Origin of the sequence: Salinibacter sp. (assembly GCF_036626415.1) — a bacterium.
Taxonomy (GTDB): Bacteria; Bacteroidota; Rhodothermia; order Rhodothermales; family Salinibacteraceae; genus Salinibacter.
The window spans coordinates 1-14,945 of the sequence record NZ_JAZKRW010000075.1 but is presented as its reverse complement, the minus strand read 5'-3'; the positions used below and the strand labels follow the sequence as shown (position 1 = coordinate 14,945).

Below are 14,945 nucleotides of genomic sequence, written 5' to 3'. Positions count from 1 at the left end.
ACCTCCGGGCCACTCGTGAGTCGCGCCGCCATGGAGCGAGCGCCTCGCTTGGCGGACTGGCCTTCCGGCTCCGCATTGGGCGCCGGCTGGAGGGACGGCTCCACCTCCGAGTTGGACTGCGGCTCCATCTGCTGGATCTGGCGCCAGCGCTGGAGCTGCTTGTCCGACAGCTTCGGCGTGATGTCCATGCTCTCCGACTCCAGGGACTCGATCAGGACCGAGAACGGCAGGCTTTCGCTGAACTCGTTGGTCACCGTGAACGTCTGGGTGGCCGTCGAGTCGCCGGTCGTCAGATCAATCTCCTGCTCCAGCGAGTCCGGCTCGATTGAGACGAACGGCGTGCCCTGTCCTTCGATGCCGACCTCCTGGTCGCCCGCGCTGCTCGCGAAGGAGATGGTCCCACTGTAGGCGGTCGACGCCGTCGGCGAGAAGCTGACCGGAACCGCCATGCTTTCTCCAGGGTCGAGTACAAATCCAGAGTTGTCGGGGAGCGAGAAGACCTCATCCCCCTCGAACTGAAGGGTGCTAACCTGGAGAATGTTGTCGTCACTGTCGTTGAACACCGTGAGCGTATCCGTGGCGCTCGTCCCGGTGAACACATTGCCGAAGTCGAGCGGATCTTCCGAGACGCTGATGGCAGGGGTTCCGTTCACGGTCAACGTGACCGGAAGCTGCTCCGTCGGTGTGCCCGGATCATTGCTCTGAATCTCGACATCGGCCATGTAATCTAGGCCACCCGTTAGGTCCAGCACGCCTTCTTCCTCGAAGGTCGTCTGGTACGAGAGGGTGATCTCGTCGGGCTCTCCTTCCGGCACCTCTCCTTCCGTCGGCTCAGCGGCTAGCCACTCACCCGTCGCGCTGATCGGCGTCGCGACCCAGCCGAGTTGGTCGGTGCCGCTGGGCTGATCTTCGCCAAGGATTCCGATGAGCTCGGTACTTCCCGTCTCGCGGTTTACCGTACGGAGCTCCGGCTGGAACGCGCTAGAGTTGAACGCCGCCATGAGCATGACCTGATTCTGCGTATCCCAGGTCAGGCCCTGCCCGAAGTTGGCGTCGAAGCCAATCGAGCCGACCTGCGTGGCCTCACCGGTTTCCTTGTCGATCTCGTAGAAGGCATCCGTCGTGAGGCTGTATCCATACATCTGGCCCTGGCCGTCGACGGCGATGTCGATCATAAAGTCGACGCCGAAGGAGCCAACCTCTTCGACCGACGGCGCGTCCGGATCCAGGGTGTAGAGCGTCGCACCAGTGTTCACGTAGATCGTCCCGGATGTCGGGTCGGTGGACATGCCCGTCCAGTCGCCCTGGCCAACATTTCCAAGATTCGTGAACTCACCGGATTCGACATCTACCTCTCGGAGTTCCCCCTCGTTGTCGAGCTCGTAGACGAACGAATCGTCATCCCGCGGGAAGTCTCCGGCGTTGGAGAACCCGGACCCGGGGTACGATGAGAGGATATTCAGGATCTCAGGCGTCTCGCCTTCAAAGGAGACGAAGCTGGTCGCATCCCCAAAGTTCACGCCGACGTAGAAACTACCTTCCAGATCGGCGTCGAGTGTCTGAACAGGAGCCGTATTCGGCACGGGCTCTCCGTCCTCAGGGGCCGACCCAATCGCCGTCTCGTAGTTCCCCTCCGTGAAGTCGGCTTCAGAAGCAGGTGTCGTCGGCTCTCCGATCGGGTCGGAGATCTCCGTGCCGCCGAGCACCGGCTCCAGAGTATACTCAAGCGTGTCTTTCCCAGCGTTGAGAATTGAGAACGAGTTCGTTCCCGTTTCGCCAACAGCAAGCGTTTGGCTCTGCTCCTCCGGATCCAGCGCGATGGCCGGCGCATTGTCGGTCGTCGCCGACGGCACGTTGGAGAGGTCCGAGGTGTTGCCAAACGTGTCGGACGACTTGATGGCAAAGAAGTACTCCGTGTCCGGTGTCAGTCCGTCAACCAATGCGGAATCCGTCTCGCCCGGCGCCGACGGGGACGGGGGGTCTTCCACCTGCTGCGCATTCTCGAAGTCCGAGTCGTTCTCGATCGGATCGGTGGAGTACCGGATGTCATAGACGGCCGGGCTTCCTTCCGGGACGGTCCACTGCAGGTCCACGTGCGCCGCCGCCACATCGGTCACCGAGAGGTCGGTAATCGCGGCGGGCGCTTCTCCATCATCTTCCTGGAGAGCTTGCGCCAGGTTCAACCGACCGGCGCCGATGTCCACGGAGGCATTGATGTCGTCGGCCGCCTGCTCAAGGGTCGACTCGACCTGATCCGGGTCGGTGATGCCCGAAAACTCGGACACGACCAGTGCCGCGGCACCCGACACATGCGGGGCTGCCATGGAGGTACCACTCAGGAACTCGAAGTTATCCTCCACACTTCCCTGCCCCGTGAGCCAGGTGCTCAGAATAGAAGTGCCTGGGGCACCGATGTCCACCCAGTCTCCGAAGTTGGAGAACCCGGACACGTCGTCGTTCTCGTTGGTGGAGGCCACCGCGACGGTCGGCGGATAAAACGCCGGGTACGCCTGGATGTCCGCTCCGTCATTCCCCGCGGAAAACACCACGAGTCCGCCGTCGAGGTGATCACCCCCTCCATTTTCGATAAAGTAGTCAATCGCATCTTCCGTAGCCTGCGGAAAGACCCCTGGGCTGATAAAGCCCCAACTGTTCTGGGAGATGACCGCCCCGTTATCGGCCGCATAGATGTAGGCGTCCGGCTCATTCAGCTCCGGGAGCACCATGTAGCGGATGCCGTCTCCACGTCCATCGGCAAACTCTCCATTTCCCCCAGCGGTACCCGCTACACCGAAGCCGTTGTTGGTCACCGCCGCCATGGTTCCGGTCACGTGTGTGCCATGACCATTGTTGTCGGTCAAGTCTGCGGGGTCGCCAGTGAAGCTCTTCCCGTGGACGCTTCCATCATCAGGATCTCCTCCGTACCAGACGTTGGGCTCCAGATCCGGGTGATCAACTGTCGTCTCCTCCCCATCGAAGTTGCCCGTAATCCCCGAGTCATGGACGCTGACGACCACCGTCGTGTCGCCCGTTCGGGTCTGCCACCCCCCCTCTGCCTCGATGTTCTCAAACCCGTACTGGTCGTCGAAGAGCGGGTCGTCGGGGGTGCTGGGCAGCGGGTCTAGAAGCGCCCTGACCGGAGGCCTCGGATTCTCAGTGACGTGATACTGGGCGCGAGCGTCTCCCTCTGCGACCTCGACCTCGGCGAGTGCACCGTACTCGGCAGATGCTGCCTCAACACTCGCATCGGTGGCGACGGCTCCTTCCTCGTAACGGATCTCGTACCACCGGTGCAGCCCATGGTCGCGCTGACGCTCTTCATACTCGCCTCCCACGTCAAACACGGGCTCGATCGAAACAGCATTATACTCCTGGTTGAGCTGGTCGACCGATGCGACGCCGAGCAGCGCGGTCCCGTTCTGCTTCACAGGAGTCGCCTGGTCGGCCACGTCTTGGGACACCTTGATGCGGAGCACGTTATCGTGCCAAGTGCCCTCTCCTTCTTCTTGTATGGGCGTGCTTGGGGGATCAGCCCCCTGGCCGAGCGCCGCCCCAGCGAAGAGCGACGCAAAGACAAAAACTGTGAGAACAGCGGTCAGGGCTGACATCCCTGAGCGCGCCGCAGAACCTACTCTTCGTATCATTGTATCCATGGGGCTTGCAGCAGTAGCTGTGGGCGCCCCGCGTCGGCCGTCCCTTCCAAAGACCAGCCCGGCGCGGGGCTTCAGTGTGTTATGTCAGAACGTCCAAAACATTGCACGTTGGAGGCGCGCGAAGAAGGGTCCTCTGGTCTAGAAAATGGACCTGGAGAAGCCTTCTTCGCTTCCTCTTTTCTTGACACCAAAATTGTATCCAGTAGGATTTTTAATGTCAAGAAGATTCTACCCGGGGACTCCGGGGTTCGCTATGGGCAGACGCCCCCCCTTTCGCAGAATCACAGTCCTCCCCTGTATTGCCCCCGCTCAGCCCGATATTTGCCTCTTTTCTCCGCGATGACCGCGAAGGGCCCCCATCTTCCTCGTCTTTTCCAGTCATATTTTCACTTTATGTTCATATGAATTGGAGAAATAAGTAGGGACGGGCTCGCGGCTGAAATTCGTTGCCTCATCTTCTGGCGCGTTTCCCTGGTAATTATTTCTTACCTCTTCGGCTTAAGCACCTCCATACCTTTCCTGCAATCCGCTCCGTGGTTCTCATGGGCGGTTTGCCAAGCCGAGCCCGTCCGAAGCGTCCTCCCTCCGATCGTATGGAGCCGATCCCCCCACTGGAAAAGACCTCGGCCATCGTCAGAGGGGCCCCAGTCGAGCTCGGAGCGGCGATGGCGGTGCGGCCTCAGACGCCTAGGGCAGACCGCTTTGAGCCTCAGCGAAGAGCTTCGCAGACGGGGATCCTCAACGAGAGCGCTCGTGTCGGCTGAACATCAACATACCAGCTTCTGAAGGCATCACGCGTCGAGATGGCACCCCCTCGTTCATTCTGGCCTGACGCTGCGTTCCGCTCAGATCGACGCAATTTCTCCCACGCCTTCTCGCCAGATCGACCGCAGCTAAAGTCGACCAGCATAAAAGTGGCCCCAAAATAAAAAATGCCCCGCGGCGCATCGGCACCACGGGGCACAGCGGGTTGCCCAGGGTGGATTCGAACCACCAGCCTCCCGGTCCAGAGCCGGACGCTCTGCCGATTGAGCTACTGGGCAAACGACCTTTCTCAGTCGACGTTGAATCAAATCAAGAAATGAGTCCTCTAGCGGCCCGGTTCCGACGTCCCGGACGGCCTGGAGGGTTTGACGGACGCTTCACCAGAAGGCCTTTCTTCCGAGGAGCCCCCCCCGGCCTCGGCACGGGCGTCGATCCAATCGGCCGCGGCGGCCGCCGTCCCGCTGCGTCCGTCGACCGTGTCGAGATCGGTGCCGCGCCACTTGGCCACCTGACGTACAACGCGGGCCCGTACGTGCCGCTGCAGGGCCCGGGCCTGGTCCGGCGTGTAGTCGTCGGTCTCAACCGGCTCGAGCACCTGCACCCGGATCGGCTCAGGGTTGGGGTCGAACCAGATGGAGTGTTTGGGCAGGGCTTCGTGCGTCCCGTCGATGGCGATGGGCAAGACCGGCACCTCCTCCTCGATGGCGAGCCGGAAGGCCCCGTCGGAGAACCGCTGCACCCGCCCGTCCCGCGAGCGCGTGCCTTCGGGGAAGAACATTACGCTACAGCGCTTCGCCAGGTAGTCTCGGGCCGTCGTCAAGACCTGGGCGCGGCTCTTTTTGCTACTGCGATCCACCGAGATGTCGCCACTCAGGCGGAGGAGCCATCCGGCAAACGGCAGGTCGAAGAGCTCCTTCTTGGCCACCCACTTCATCTCCCAGGGCACGCGGGAGATGATGGGGGGGTCCGCCTGCGAGAAGTGATTCCCGACCACGACGTACGGGCGACGGGGATTTTCGGGGAACGGCCCCTCCAGCCGTACGTCCCAGAACGGATTTACGTAGGTCAACAGGCGCCCCAGGATGCGAAGCGTGTACCCGGCATAGTAGTGGGCCGGATCGCGGTCTATGGCCCGCGCCACGAGCAGTACAGGCACCCACAGGACGATGAGCGTCCCGATGGCGAACCATACCCAGAGGGACACGAGCACGGAGCGCATAACGCGGACGAGCCGGGCGGGAAACAAACGCAAGGATGTCTATGCTCCGGCGGGGCCGTTTGGTTCAGTTACCCGCCGGAGGGACACAGACACAGGGGTGGACGCGACGGGACGGAGACGGCCCTCGCCGAGAAAACAATTTGACAAATCCGCCTTCCAGGGCATCGATCTCTCCAACGTTGCGTTGTTGCTGTGTCTTTCGGTTGCTAAACACCTTCTCGCCCTCCACGCTCGTGCCCGATTCTCCCGATGTCCTCAAGTACTTCCACGAGGAGCCTGCGCTCTTGGAGCCGGTGACTCCGGATGCCGATCCCGACGCCCGACGACGGGCCGAGCGCCCGGACCTGCCCGAGGAGCTTTCCACCCTCCGCGACGATCCTTTCGACACGAACGACGTCTACCGCGGCTACCTCGCCGGCACCCATCCGGCCGGCGACGACGTTGGCCTGACGACCCTTTCGTCCGACGCGTACGTGCCTTCCCTTCTGGATGCCCTCGGGCGGGCCTGGTGGGGACGCGTGACCGCCCCGGGGGCCGTGGAGGCCCTTGCGCCCGACGCGGTGAAACGTGTTCTCCATGCCCCCCTCCGCACCGACCTGCTCGTTACGGCCGACGCCCCGGTCGACGCGGAACGGATGACCGCCGTGGCAGGTAGAGCCCCGCGCCGTGCCGCACAGGCCCTGCAGGCCCTCTTGGCGGAGGCCGCCACCGTTTTCTTTCCCGAGCCGGCCCACGACGGCTTCGACTGGACCTTCTTCTCCGTCGCGCCGGTGCGCGACCGTCTCGTGGAGGCCTTTCGCGATCGTCCCGTCGAAGGGACCCGCCGCTTCGTTCTTCCCTATCAGAAGGCCCGCTCCGAATCCAAGTTCTACTTCGACACATGGCACCCGACGGACTCGCCGCTCCCGAGCTACATCGAGGAAGTGTAACGCCGGCCGGGGACGCCGGGCATGAGCCCTGGATGACCCGGTGCCTGGACCTGGCGCAGACGGGGGCGGGCACGGTAAGTCCGAATCCCATGGTGGGCGCCGTCCTCGTCGCCCCGGACGCCAGCGTGCTGGGCGAAGGCGCCCACCGGGCCTACGGGGGCCCCCACGCCGAGGCGCGCGCCCTCCAGGCAGCCGAGCAGCGACACGGCCGCGACGCGCTTCGGGACGCCACCCTGTACGTCAACCTCGAACCCTGTAGCCACCACGGCAAGACGCCGCCCTGCACCGGGCTCATCTTGGAGAAGGGCATTCCTCGGGTTGTGGTGGGGACGGTCGACCCGTTTCCCCAGGCACAGGGCCGTGGCATTCGTCAGCTGCGCAAGCAGGGCGTCGAGGTGGAGGTCGGGATCCGCGAGCATGCCTGTCGGCGCCTCAACGAGGCGTTTTTTCATCACGTCGAAACCGGACGCCCGCTCGTCACGCTCAAGACCGCCCAGACGCTGGACGGGTGCATTGCCACCCGCACGGGCGACAGCCAGTGGATCACCGGCGAAGCGGCACGCACCCTCGTCCACCGGTGGCGGGCCGAGCTGGACGGGGTCCTCGTGGGCCGCGGCACCGCCGCGAGCGACGACCCGCGCCTCACGGTGCGCCACGTGGACGGCCCCCAGCCGCTCCGCCTCGTCCTCGACCGCACGGGCAGCCTCTCTCCCGACCGCACCCTCTTCGCCGACGCCCACGCCACCGACACGGTTGCCGTCGTGGGAGACGACCGCCCTCGTCCCGACTACGCCGACGAATTAACTGACCGCGGGGGCACGATCCTCCGCATCCCCGAGACGGACGACGACCACCTCGACCTGGATGCCCTGTTCCGGCGCCTCGGCACCGACGCCGGCCGTGACGCGGTGCCGCTCCAGTCGCTGCTCGTGGAGGCGGGGCCCGGCCTGGCCACCGCGCTCTTCCGGCAGGACCTTGTGGACCGCTTCTTCTGCTTCGTCGCCCCGAAGGTCGTGGGCAACGGCACCCCCGCACTCCGTGACCTCGGCGTCACAGAAATGGACGACGCCCTTACGTTCGCCGAACAGGAGTGGCAGACCGTAGGCAACGACGTGCTTCTGCGCGGCTATCGGCGCCCCGTGTAGAACATTCTCCCTCTTTTCGACACAGAACTTCGTCCCTCACAGAGCCCAACGCAATGTTTACCGGTATTATCGAAGAAGTCGGCACCCTCACGGCGGTCAAGTCCCTCGGCAGCGACCGCGCAGGGAAACGGCTCACGATTGAGGCCGACCTGGCCCCCGAGCTCCGCGTCGACCAGAGCGTGTCGATCGACGGCGCGTGCCAGACCGTCGTCGACGTCGACCCGGACGCCTCCACCTTCGCCGTCGACTCGATCGAGGAGACCCTGCGCAAGACGACCTTCAGCGACTTGGAGGCGGGCGCCCCGGTCAACCTGGAGCGGGCGCTGCAGGCCGGCGACCGGCTCGACGGGCACTTCGTGCAGGGCCACGTCGACGCCACCGGCACCATCACAAACGTGGAGCGGGAGGAGACCGACTGGCTCTACACGATTCAGTTCGACCCGCAGCACGCCGCGTACCTGATTCCGGTCGGCTCCGTCTCCGTGGACGGCATCAGCCTCACGGTGGCCCGCCTGGACGAGGATACGTTCACCGTCGCCATCATCCCGCACACCCACAACGTCACGAACGTGGCAGAGACGTGGACGGAGGGGGCGGCGGTGAACCTGGAGTTCGACCTGATCGGCAAGTACGTGGCCCGCAGCTTCGCCGCCAGCGGCGAGACCCCCGACCCGGAAGCCCTGGCGAAGGCCTGGATGGCGGACTAACCCTCGCGCCCCTTGCAACTCCTTCTACATGCCGTGTCGGACGCGCCCCTCATCACCGTTGCCCGCTACGACTCGACGGGAGAGGCCCGGCTCGCCAAGACGCAGCTCGATGACGCGGGGATCCCGTGCATGCTCGCAAACGCGGACCAGTCCGGCCTCACGCCGATGTTTGACGCCACGGAAGGGGGCGTGCAGGCAAAAGTGCCCGCCAATCGCGCAGACGAGGCCCGGAACGTACTGAATCTGGGGCCCTCCCCCTGACACATCATCCCCATTCGCAACGCTCTCCCCTTCAACCGCGCAACGTTCGACGCCATCACGCCGCCCCTGCAGCGCCAGCACCCCCACCCCCAGCCGCTCCTGCGGTGCCGGCGGCGGCACTGGCCCCAGCCGCCCCGGCCGACGACGACTCGACCGCCCCCATCACTGTCACGACCGGCAAAAAGGCCGCAACGGGGGCACTCGCCGATTCCTCCGCTCCCACGAGGCTGACGAACCCATCGGGGAGTTCCGGCACCTCATCCGCCGCGTCGAGCGCCTCTTTGGTCTCCTCGATCCAGGCCCTCGACACCTCGGCGTGGAGGAGCAGCCACGGGAGCGCGTCCACGAGCCGTTCGGCGGCACGTGCCGGGCTCGTTTCTCGAAGCCGCTCAATCTCTGATTTCTCGTGGTCGAGGTACGCGCGGAGGGCCACTGCCCGACGCGCCCCCTCGTCGGTCCAGGTGTAGCGGCGCACCGCGGCGATGAAGCCCCCGAGCCCCACGCCCAGCCCGGCAGACAGGAGGAAAAGACGAAAGGCACTGTCTCCCGTAATGACGGCGGCAAACCCGCCGAGGAGTGCCACGAAGCCCCCTCCCAGAAGCAGTCCGGAACGCAGCGTATGGTCCTCCATCCAGCCGCGGTCGAACAGCACAGCCCGGACATCGCTCATGGCGTCGCGCCGAAACGATCGGCTGTCCGACCAGAAGTCGTCGAGGGTCTTGTACTCCTCAAGCTTGTCCACGAGGCGACGCTCGAAGTCCGAGAGGTCGTCCGGGGCAGGATGCGTCTCCAGACGAACCACGTCGGTGGCCCCGAAGGCCTGATCCTCCCGGTCGTGGCGAAGGGTGACGTGACCACGCCGGGCAAGATCGAACAGCGTCGCGAGGAACGCCTGTCCGTCCCGATTCCCGAGCAGCGCCACGGCTGTCGGCCGGTCGAGGTCGGGCGGCGGGCGGCGGGCCGCTTCCTCCGGACGCGGGCCGCGCCAGCGCCACGCAGCAACGCCCCCCGCAGCACCGCCCACGACCACGAGAAACAGCCCAAAGAGCAGATCTGTGGTCGTCGGCAGGTACTCGCCGGCTGCCTGCTTCGGAAACGAGACTTCGACTGAGAGGTCGTTCCCTTTCTCCACGCGATCTCGGTGAAACGACGCCACAACCTGCTCGGCCTCTCGTCGCACGGTCCCGGCGTCTGGACTGAGCGCGACGTGGTCTTGCTGCAGGTCGAAGGCCGCCGGGAGAATCACCTGTACGTCCACGTTTCGGGTGGGCACGACGGCCCCGTCGGCCATCACGTCGAGTTGGACCACGTTGCGGTCGCCTCGCTCGTAGAGCGCCTCCTCAAGGACGTACTGAACATCGAACCGGGCCGGCGTGGAGCGGTCCGGAAACGACCACCAGACCTGGCGCACGCCGTCTGTCTCCTCAACCCGAATCGAGTCGACGGATGTTTCCGGACTGGTCACTTCCACGGCCCGAAGGGCGCCCGCGTCGTCCCGCACGACCGATCGGTACGCCCGCGAGAAAGTCCCCTGTTGAAAGTCGTAGGCGATCGACTCCTCCACCTCGTAGCCGCCATCGGGCCGCACATGGACGGTAACGTCCACTCCCGACAGCACGTACTGCTGTTCCTGAGCCGCGACGGGCCCCACGGCGAGAAGCAATGCAACAACTGCAAGCCGAAGGATAGGGGAGGGAGACATGAGGGCTATGAATCTGTAAGCGAACTCTCGTCTTTCTACGAACTTCTCTCCCCGGTCGTTACAGCACTACGGTCCCTCTTGACAATCCGATGAGGCCCTACGCCATGCATCCCTCGTATGGAAACGCAGCGGGGTCCGATCGGTACCGACCTTGACCTCAAGTGTCCCCCAGATAACACCTTTCCGGAGAGATCCTTCCTGGGAGACCCTTCCGTCTCGCCTACGCACCATCTCCTTCTGCTCCCATGCCCCCCATGAAAGCTGCCCGCGTTCCCAGTGCCGGTGCCGACTTTGAGATCGTCGATCTGCCCGTTCCTGACCCCGACGCCCACGAGGTGCGCCTTCGGGTGGAGGCCTGTGGCATCTGCCACAGCGACGCCTTCGTGAAGGAGGGCACGTTCCCCGGCCTCGAGTACCCGCGCGTGCCGGGCCACGAGGTGGCCGGGGTGGTCGACGCCGTCGGCACGGACGTCACGCAGTGGGCGGAGGGCGACCGCGTCGGGGTCGGGTGGCACGGCGGCCACTGCTTCACCTGCGACGCCTGTCGGGAGGGCGACTTCGTCAACTGCGAGAACGGCCTCGTGACCGGCATCCACTTCGATGGGGGCTACGCGGAGTACATGACCGCCCCCGCGGAGGCCGTGGCGAAGATGCCGGAGGGGCTCGACGCGACGGACGCCGCGCCCCTGCTCTGTGCCGGCATCACCACGTTCAATGCACTCCGCAACCAGGACCTCCAGCCGGGCGACCTCGTTGCGGTGCAGGGCATTGGGGGACTGGGCCACCTGGGCGTGCAGTACGCCGCGGCGATGGGATTGGAGGTCGTGGCCCTCTCGACGAGTACCGACAAGGAGGCACTGGCCCACGACCTTGGCGCTACCCACTTTGTCGACGCCTCGAGCACCGACGCGGCCGAGGCCCTTCAGGCCCGGGGTGGGGCCGACCTCATCCTGGCCACCGCGCCGAACGCGGACGCCATCACGTCGGTCGTCGGCGGGCTGGGCCGGGACGGCAGTCTCGTGATCGTCGCCGTGACGGGAGAGGCCGTGGAGGTGCCGCCGATGGCGCTCATTCAGGGCCGGCGGTCCGTCTCTGGCTGGCCGAGCGGCGACGCGAAGGACTCGGAAGAGACGCTGGCCTTCAGCGCGCAGGCCGAGGCGCTGCCCGAGATCGAGACCTTTTCTCTGGCGGAGGCGGGCACGGCCTACGACCGCATGATCAACAACGACGCCCGCTTCCGTGCGGTCCTCACGATGGACCACTAGGGCCACCTGGAGGCCCGGCCTCTCTACTCGGCCCGCAACAGCCACAGCGCGGCGATCCCCACTAGAACGGCGACGCCCGCCGCCGCGTAGAAGACCGCCTCGATTCCGCCCAGGGCGAGGGCAAGGCCCATCAAGAGGGGCCCTCCGGCCTGCCCCAGGCGCAAGATCGTGCCGTTGAGGGACAGGATCACGCCCCGCGAGGCCTCCGACGACAGCTCGGTCAGCCGCGTCTGCAGGGCTGGCTGATTGAGGCCCTGGGCCACCCCGTAGAGCAGCGAGGCCAGCCCGACGCCCCACACGCCGGGGGCGATGGGCATGAGGGCGAGCGCCACCCCGTCGATCACGATCGATCCCTGGATGAGGCGACGGGGCGCGATCCAGGTCGCCAGGCGCCCAATCTGGGTCGCCACGAGCGCACTCGACACCGACGCCGCGGCCAGCACAACTCCTGAGGCAACGGACGAGGCCCCGAAGCGGGTCTCGACGAGCTCCGGCACGTACGTGAGGAAGGCGCCGAAGATGAGGACGAAGATGCCGAGGTTGACCGCGAGCAGGCCGAAGACCTGTCGATCCCCCAGGCGCGTTCCCACCGTCCGGAGGTAGCCCCAGAACCCCTCTGCGCTCGACCGACCGTCGACCGCCGGGGCCTCCAGCTTCCACGCCACCGCCGCCCCCACCGGAAGGGCCAAGAGCGGGAGGGCAAACGGCACGTACCACGCGATCGCCGCCAGCATCCCGCCCACGGCCGGAAAGGCCGCCGTCCCCACGTTGAGGGCCGTGGCGTTGTAGCCGACCACCGCGGCCCGCGTCGCGCCCTCGTACCGGTCGCCGATAATTGTAATCGCAAGCCCAACCAGCGGGGCCGCAGCGAATCCCTGCACGGCCCGCAGGCCGAGCAGGACGGGAAACGACCGGGCCAGGGCGCACGCCCCGCCGGCAACCCCAAACACGAACAGCGTAGGCACCAGCACTCGCTTTCGCCCCAGGCGGTCGGCACCGATCCCCGCGAGGGGCGCACTCAGGAGGCCTGGCAGCGAATAGGCCGTCACGACCCAGCCCACCTGGACGCGGGAGATGCCGAGTACGTCTACGACCTGCGGGAAGGCGGGCGATACGCCGGACACGTTGCCGACGCCGACCAGCGTAACGGCGAAGAGCAGCCAGACGTCAAGCTCGGCGAGGGGCGAGGGGTCCGACGACACGGGCGGCGGAGGCGAGGCGCCCTCGGCGTCATCGGTGGCGGCCATGAGCAACCTCTGCGGGACGTCAGCAAGACCTATCGAATCCGGGCACGCACGGACGCCCTGCGTTCTCGGCGTTCTCGCTCCTCATTCATTCGGCCGCCGCCCGCCGGAGGACGCGGTAGTCGTACGGCTCCAGGGTCATCGCCCGCCCCTCCACGGCCGTTCCCCTGAGGGCATCGGTGAGGGGCACGTCGGCGTAGCCGTCCGGAAGGGCCACCTCGTTCGGCGCATCGCGGACGTTGACTGCGAAGAGAAGACTGTCCGCGTCCGTCGCCCGCTCATACACCAGCACATCTTCGGCGTCCGGGGTATGCACCGTCAGCGTCCCGGTCCGCAGGGCCGGGCTGTCGCCGTAGAGCGCGAGGTAGTCTCGATAGAAGCGTCGGACGTCAGAGGCCCGCGACCAGTCGTAGGGCGTGCGAGCAAAAAAGGAGACCGAATCGGTCACGCCCAGCTCCTGGCCGTTGTAGACCAGCGGCGCCCCCGGCATGCTCGTCGCCAGCACGAACGCCGCTTCCGCGCCCTCTGGTCCGTCGAAAAGGGCGGGCGGGGGGGCGTCCCACATCGTCTCGTCGTGGTTCGTGGTAAAGCGCAGCCGGCGGGCCGCCCCCGGCAGGCTGGCGAGCGTCGTGTCGACCTGTGTGGCAAGGGTACGGACCGGAGCGTCCTCGGCCCACACCCGCTTCAGCGCCCCGTAGAAGGGCCAGGCGTACGTCTGGTCGAAGCCCACCTCGTGCATTTCCGGCTCGGCCGCCTCCGCCAGCATGAGCACCCCTTTGTGGGCCTCCACAGAGTCGATCGCATTCTCCCAGAAGTCGAGGGGCACCGCGTGCGCCACGTCGGCCCGGTAGCCGTCGATGTCAAACTCACGGACCCAGTACTGCATGACGTCGATCATCTCCTGCCGCGTCCGCGGGTTGTCGAAGTTGAGCTCCACGACGTCCGTCCAGTCGGTCGTGTCGCCGTTGAGGACCGGCACCGTGAAGCCCTCGATGGGCCCGTCGCTGTACATGTCCGGGTGTTCCTCCAGCCACGGGTGGTCCCACGCGGTGTGGTTGGCCACCAGGTCGATGATGAGGTGCATGTCCCGGGCGTGCACCGAGTCGACGAGCGCTCGAAAGTCGTCCTTCGTCCCGTAGTCCGGATTCACATCGTAGTAATCCCGGATCGAGTACGGGGACCCGAGCGCCCCGATGTCGCTCTTCCGCCGCTTTTCGCCAATTGGGTGGATGGGCATAAGCCAGAGCGTGTTGACGCCCATCTCTTGAATCTCGTCGAGCCGACCGATGAGTCCCTGGAAGGTGCCCTCCGCGGAGGCATCGGGCACGAACACCTCGTAGACGGTGGCGTCCTGCACCCAGGCCGGCTCGCCCACGCCGTCGATAGAGCCGGTCTCAGCCTCGTTGGACGGGCTTCCGCACCCAAAGAGACCGATGGTAAGGGCGAACGCGAGTGCGAGGAAGGCCGGGCGACGGAGCATGGCGGAGACGCTGGCTGGATAACAAGAGATCGCTGCACCCGCCGCCCAGCGGGAACGCTGCGGGACGACGGAGACACAGTATAGGAAATACGCGGACCGCCCCCAAGTCCCTCCATTCTCCGTCAGGCCCACTGCGATTTCACCTACTCCGCCCCGGGGACCGACACGGGCACGCGGTACACGTTGGCCCGGGCCGTCACGTAGAGGCTCTTTCGATCCGTCCCTCCGAACGCAAGGTTGGTCGGGGGCACGGGCACCGCGATGCGGGCGAGCAACTCGCCATCAGGGGCGTACACCCAGACCCCGCCCGGCCCGGTTGTGTAGAGGTTGCCGTTCACGTCCACCTTCATGCCATCGGTCGTCCCGTCGGCCTCGGCCTCGAGCGCCGCAAACTGCCGGCCCTTGCCGAGGGATCCGTCGTCGGCCACGTCGTAGGCCCAGACGACGGTCTCGTCCGAGTCATTGACGTACAGGGTGGACCCGTCGGGCGAGAGGACAATGCCATTGGGCCGCGAGAAGCGATCGGCCTGGAGCGTCAGGCGGCCGTCCGGAGACAGGCGGTAGACGCCCGAGAA

The 14,945-nt window shown here is 65.9% G+C and carries 11 protein-coding genes and 1 tRNA gene; 5 read left to right on the top strand and 7 right to left on the bottom strand.

Annotated elements, in window-relative coordinates; all coding sequences use genetic code 11:
- The 3 genes from V5A20_RS09290 to V5A20_RS09280 form a co-directional block, all read right to left on the bottom strand.
- On the bottom strand, window positions 1–3,608 hold a 3,608-nt coding region (locus tag V5A20_RS09290), incomplete at its 3' end, for a S8 family serine peptidase (RefSeq protein WP_332327191.1).
- A 1,015-nt stretch (window positions 3,609–4,623) separates the two neighbouring features.
- Window positions 4,624–4,696, bottom strand: a tRNA-Gln gene (locus V5A20_RS09285).
- Between the two features lie 47 nt (window positions 4,697–4,743).
- Window positions 4,744–5,637: a lysophospholipid acyltransferase family protein gene (locus tag V5A20_RS09280; RefSeq protein WP_332316142.1), complete on the bottom strand. Its 894-nt coding sequence runs from the start codon at window positions 5,635–5,637 to the stop codon at window positions 4,744–4,746.
- Window positions 5,638–5,870: 233 nt separating this feature from the next.
- Between V5A20_RS09280 and V5A20_RS09275 the strand changes: the two genes are divergently transcribed.
- The 4 genes from V5A20_RS09275 to V5A20_RS09260 are packed head-to-tail and all read left to right on the top strand — an operon-like array spanning window position 5,871 to window position 8,679.
- A complete protein-coding gene (locus V5A20_RS09275; protein WP_332316143.1) occupies window positions 5,871–6,566 on the top strand; it encodes a hypothetical protein in 696 nt (231 codons plus the stop codon).
- Window positions 6,518–7,711, top strand: a complete 1,194-nt coding sequence (gene ribD / locus V5A20_RS09270; protein ID WP_332327190.1) for a bifunctional diaminohydroxyphosphoribosylaminopyrimidine deaminase/5-amino-6-(5-phosphoribosylamino)uracil reductase RibD — start codon at window positions 6,518–6,520, stop codon at window positions 7,709–7,711. Before V5A20_RS09275 ends, ribD begins: the two co-directional genes overlap by 49 nt.
- 53 nt (window positions 7,712–7,764) lie before the next feature.
- The gene (locus V5A20_RS09265; protein ID WP_332316145.1) at window positions 7,765–8,418 is read left to right on the top strand and encodes a riboflavin synthase; all 654 of its coding nucleotides are present in this window, start codon (window positions 7,765–7,767) and stop codon (window positions 8,416–8,418) included.
- 33 nt (window positions 8,419–8,451) lie between these two features.
- Entirely contained in the window at window positions 8,452–8,679 is a 228-nt protein-coding gene (locus V5A20_RS09260; protein WP_332316146.1) for a putative signal transducing protein, read from the top strand.
- A 55-nt stretch (window positions 8,680–8,734) separates the two neighbouring features.
- Here V5A20_RS09260 and V5A20_RS09255 read toward each other — a convergent pair whose 3' ends face one another.
- Complete coding sequence (locus tag V5A20_RS09255; protein WP_332316147.1) at window positions 8,735–10,381, bottom strand: DUF2207 domain-containing protein; 1,647 nt, start codon at window positions 10,379–10,381, stop codon at window positions 8,735–8,737.
- A gap of 254 nt (window positions 10,382–10,635) precedes the next feature.
- Here V5A20_RS09255 and V5A20_RS09250 point away from each other — a divergent pair, with 254 nt between their 5' ends.
- A complete protein-coding gene (locus tag V5A20_RS09250) occupies window positions 10,636–11,646 on the top strand; it encodes an alcohol dehydrogenase (RefSeq protein WP_332327189.1) in 1,011 nt (336 codons plus the stop codon).
- Window positions 11,647–11,669: 23 nt separating this feature from the next.
- On the opposite strand, the gene V5A20_RS09245 is transcribed toward V5A20_RS09250, so the two are convergent.
- From V5A20_RS09245 to V5A20_RS09235, 3 genes are all read right to left on the bottom strand, one after another.
- Entirely contained in the window at window positions 11,670–12,893 is a 1,224-nt protein-coding gene (locus tag V5A20_RS09245; protein WP_332316149.1) for an MFS transporter, read from the bottom strand.
- Window positions 12,894–12,978: 85 nt separating this feature from the next.
- Window positions 12,979–14,370, bottom strand: a complete 1,392-nt coding sequence (locus V5A20_RS09240; RefSeq protein WP_332316150.1) for an alpha-amylase family glycosyl hydrolase — start codon at window positions 14,368–14,370, stop codon at window positions 12,979–12,981.
- A gap of 143 nt (window positions 14,371–14,513) precedes the next feature.
- Window positions 14,514–14,945, bottom strand: a 432-nt coding sequence (locus V5A20_RS09235; protein ID WP_332316151.1) for an SMP-30/gluconolactonase/LRE family protein, incomplete at its 5' end; no start/stop codon positions are given.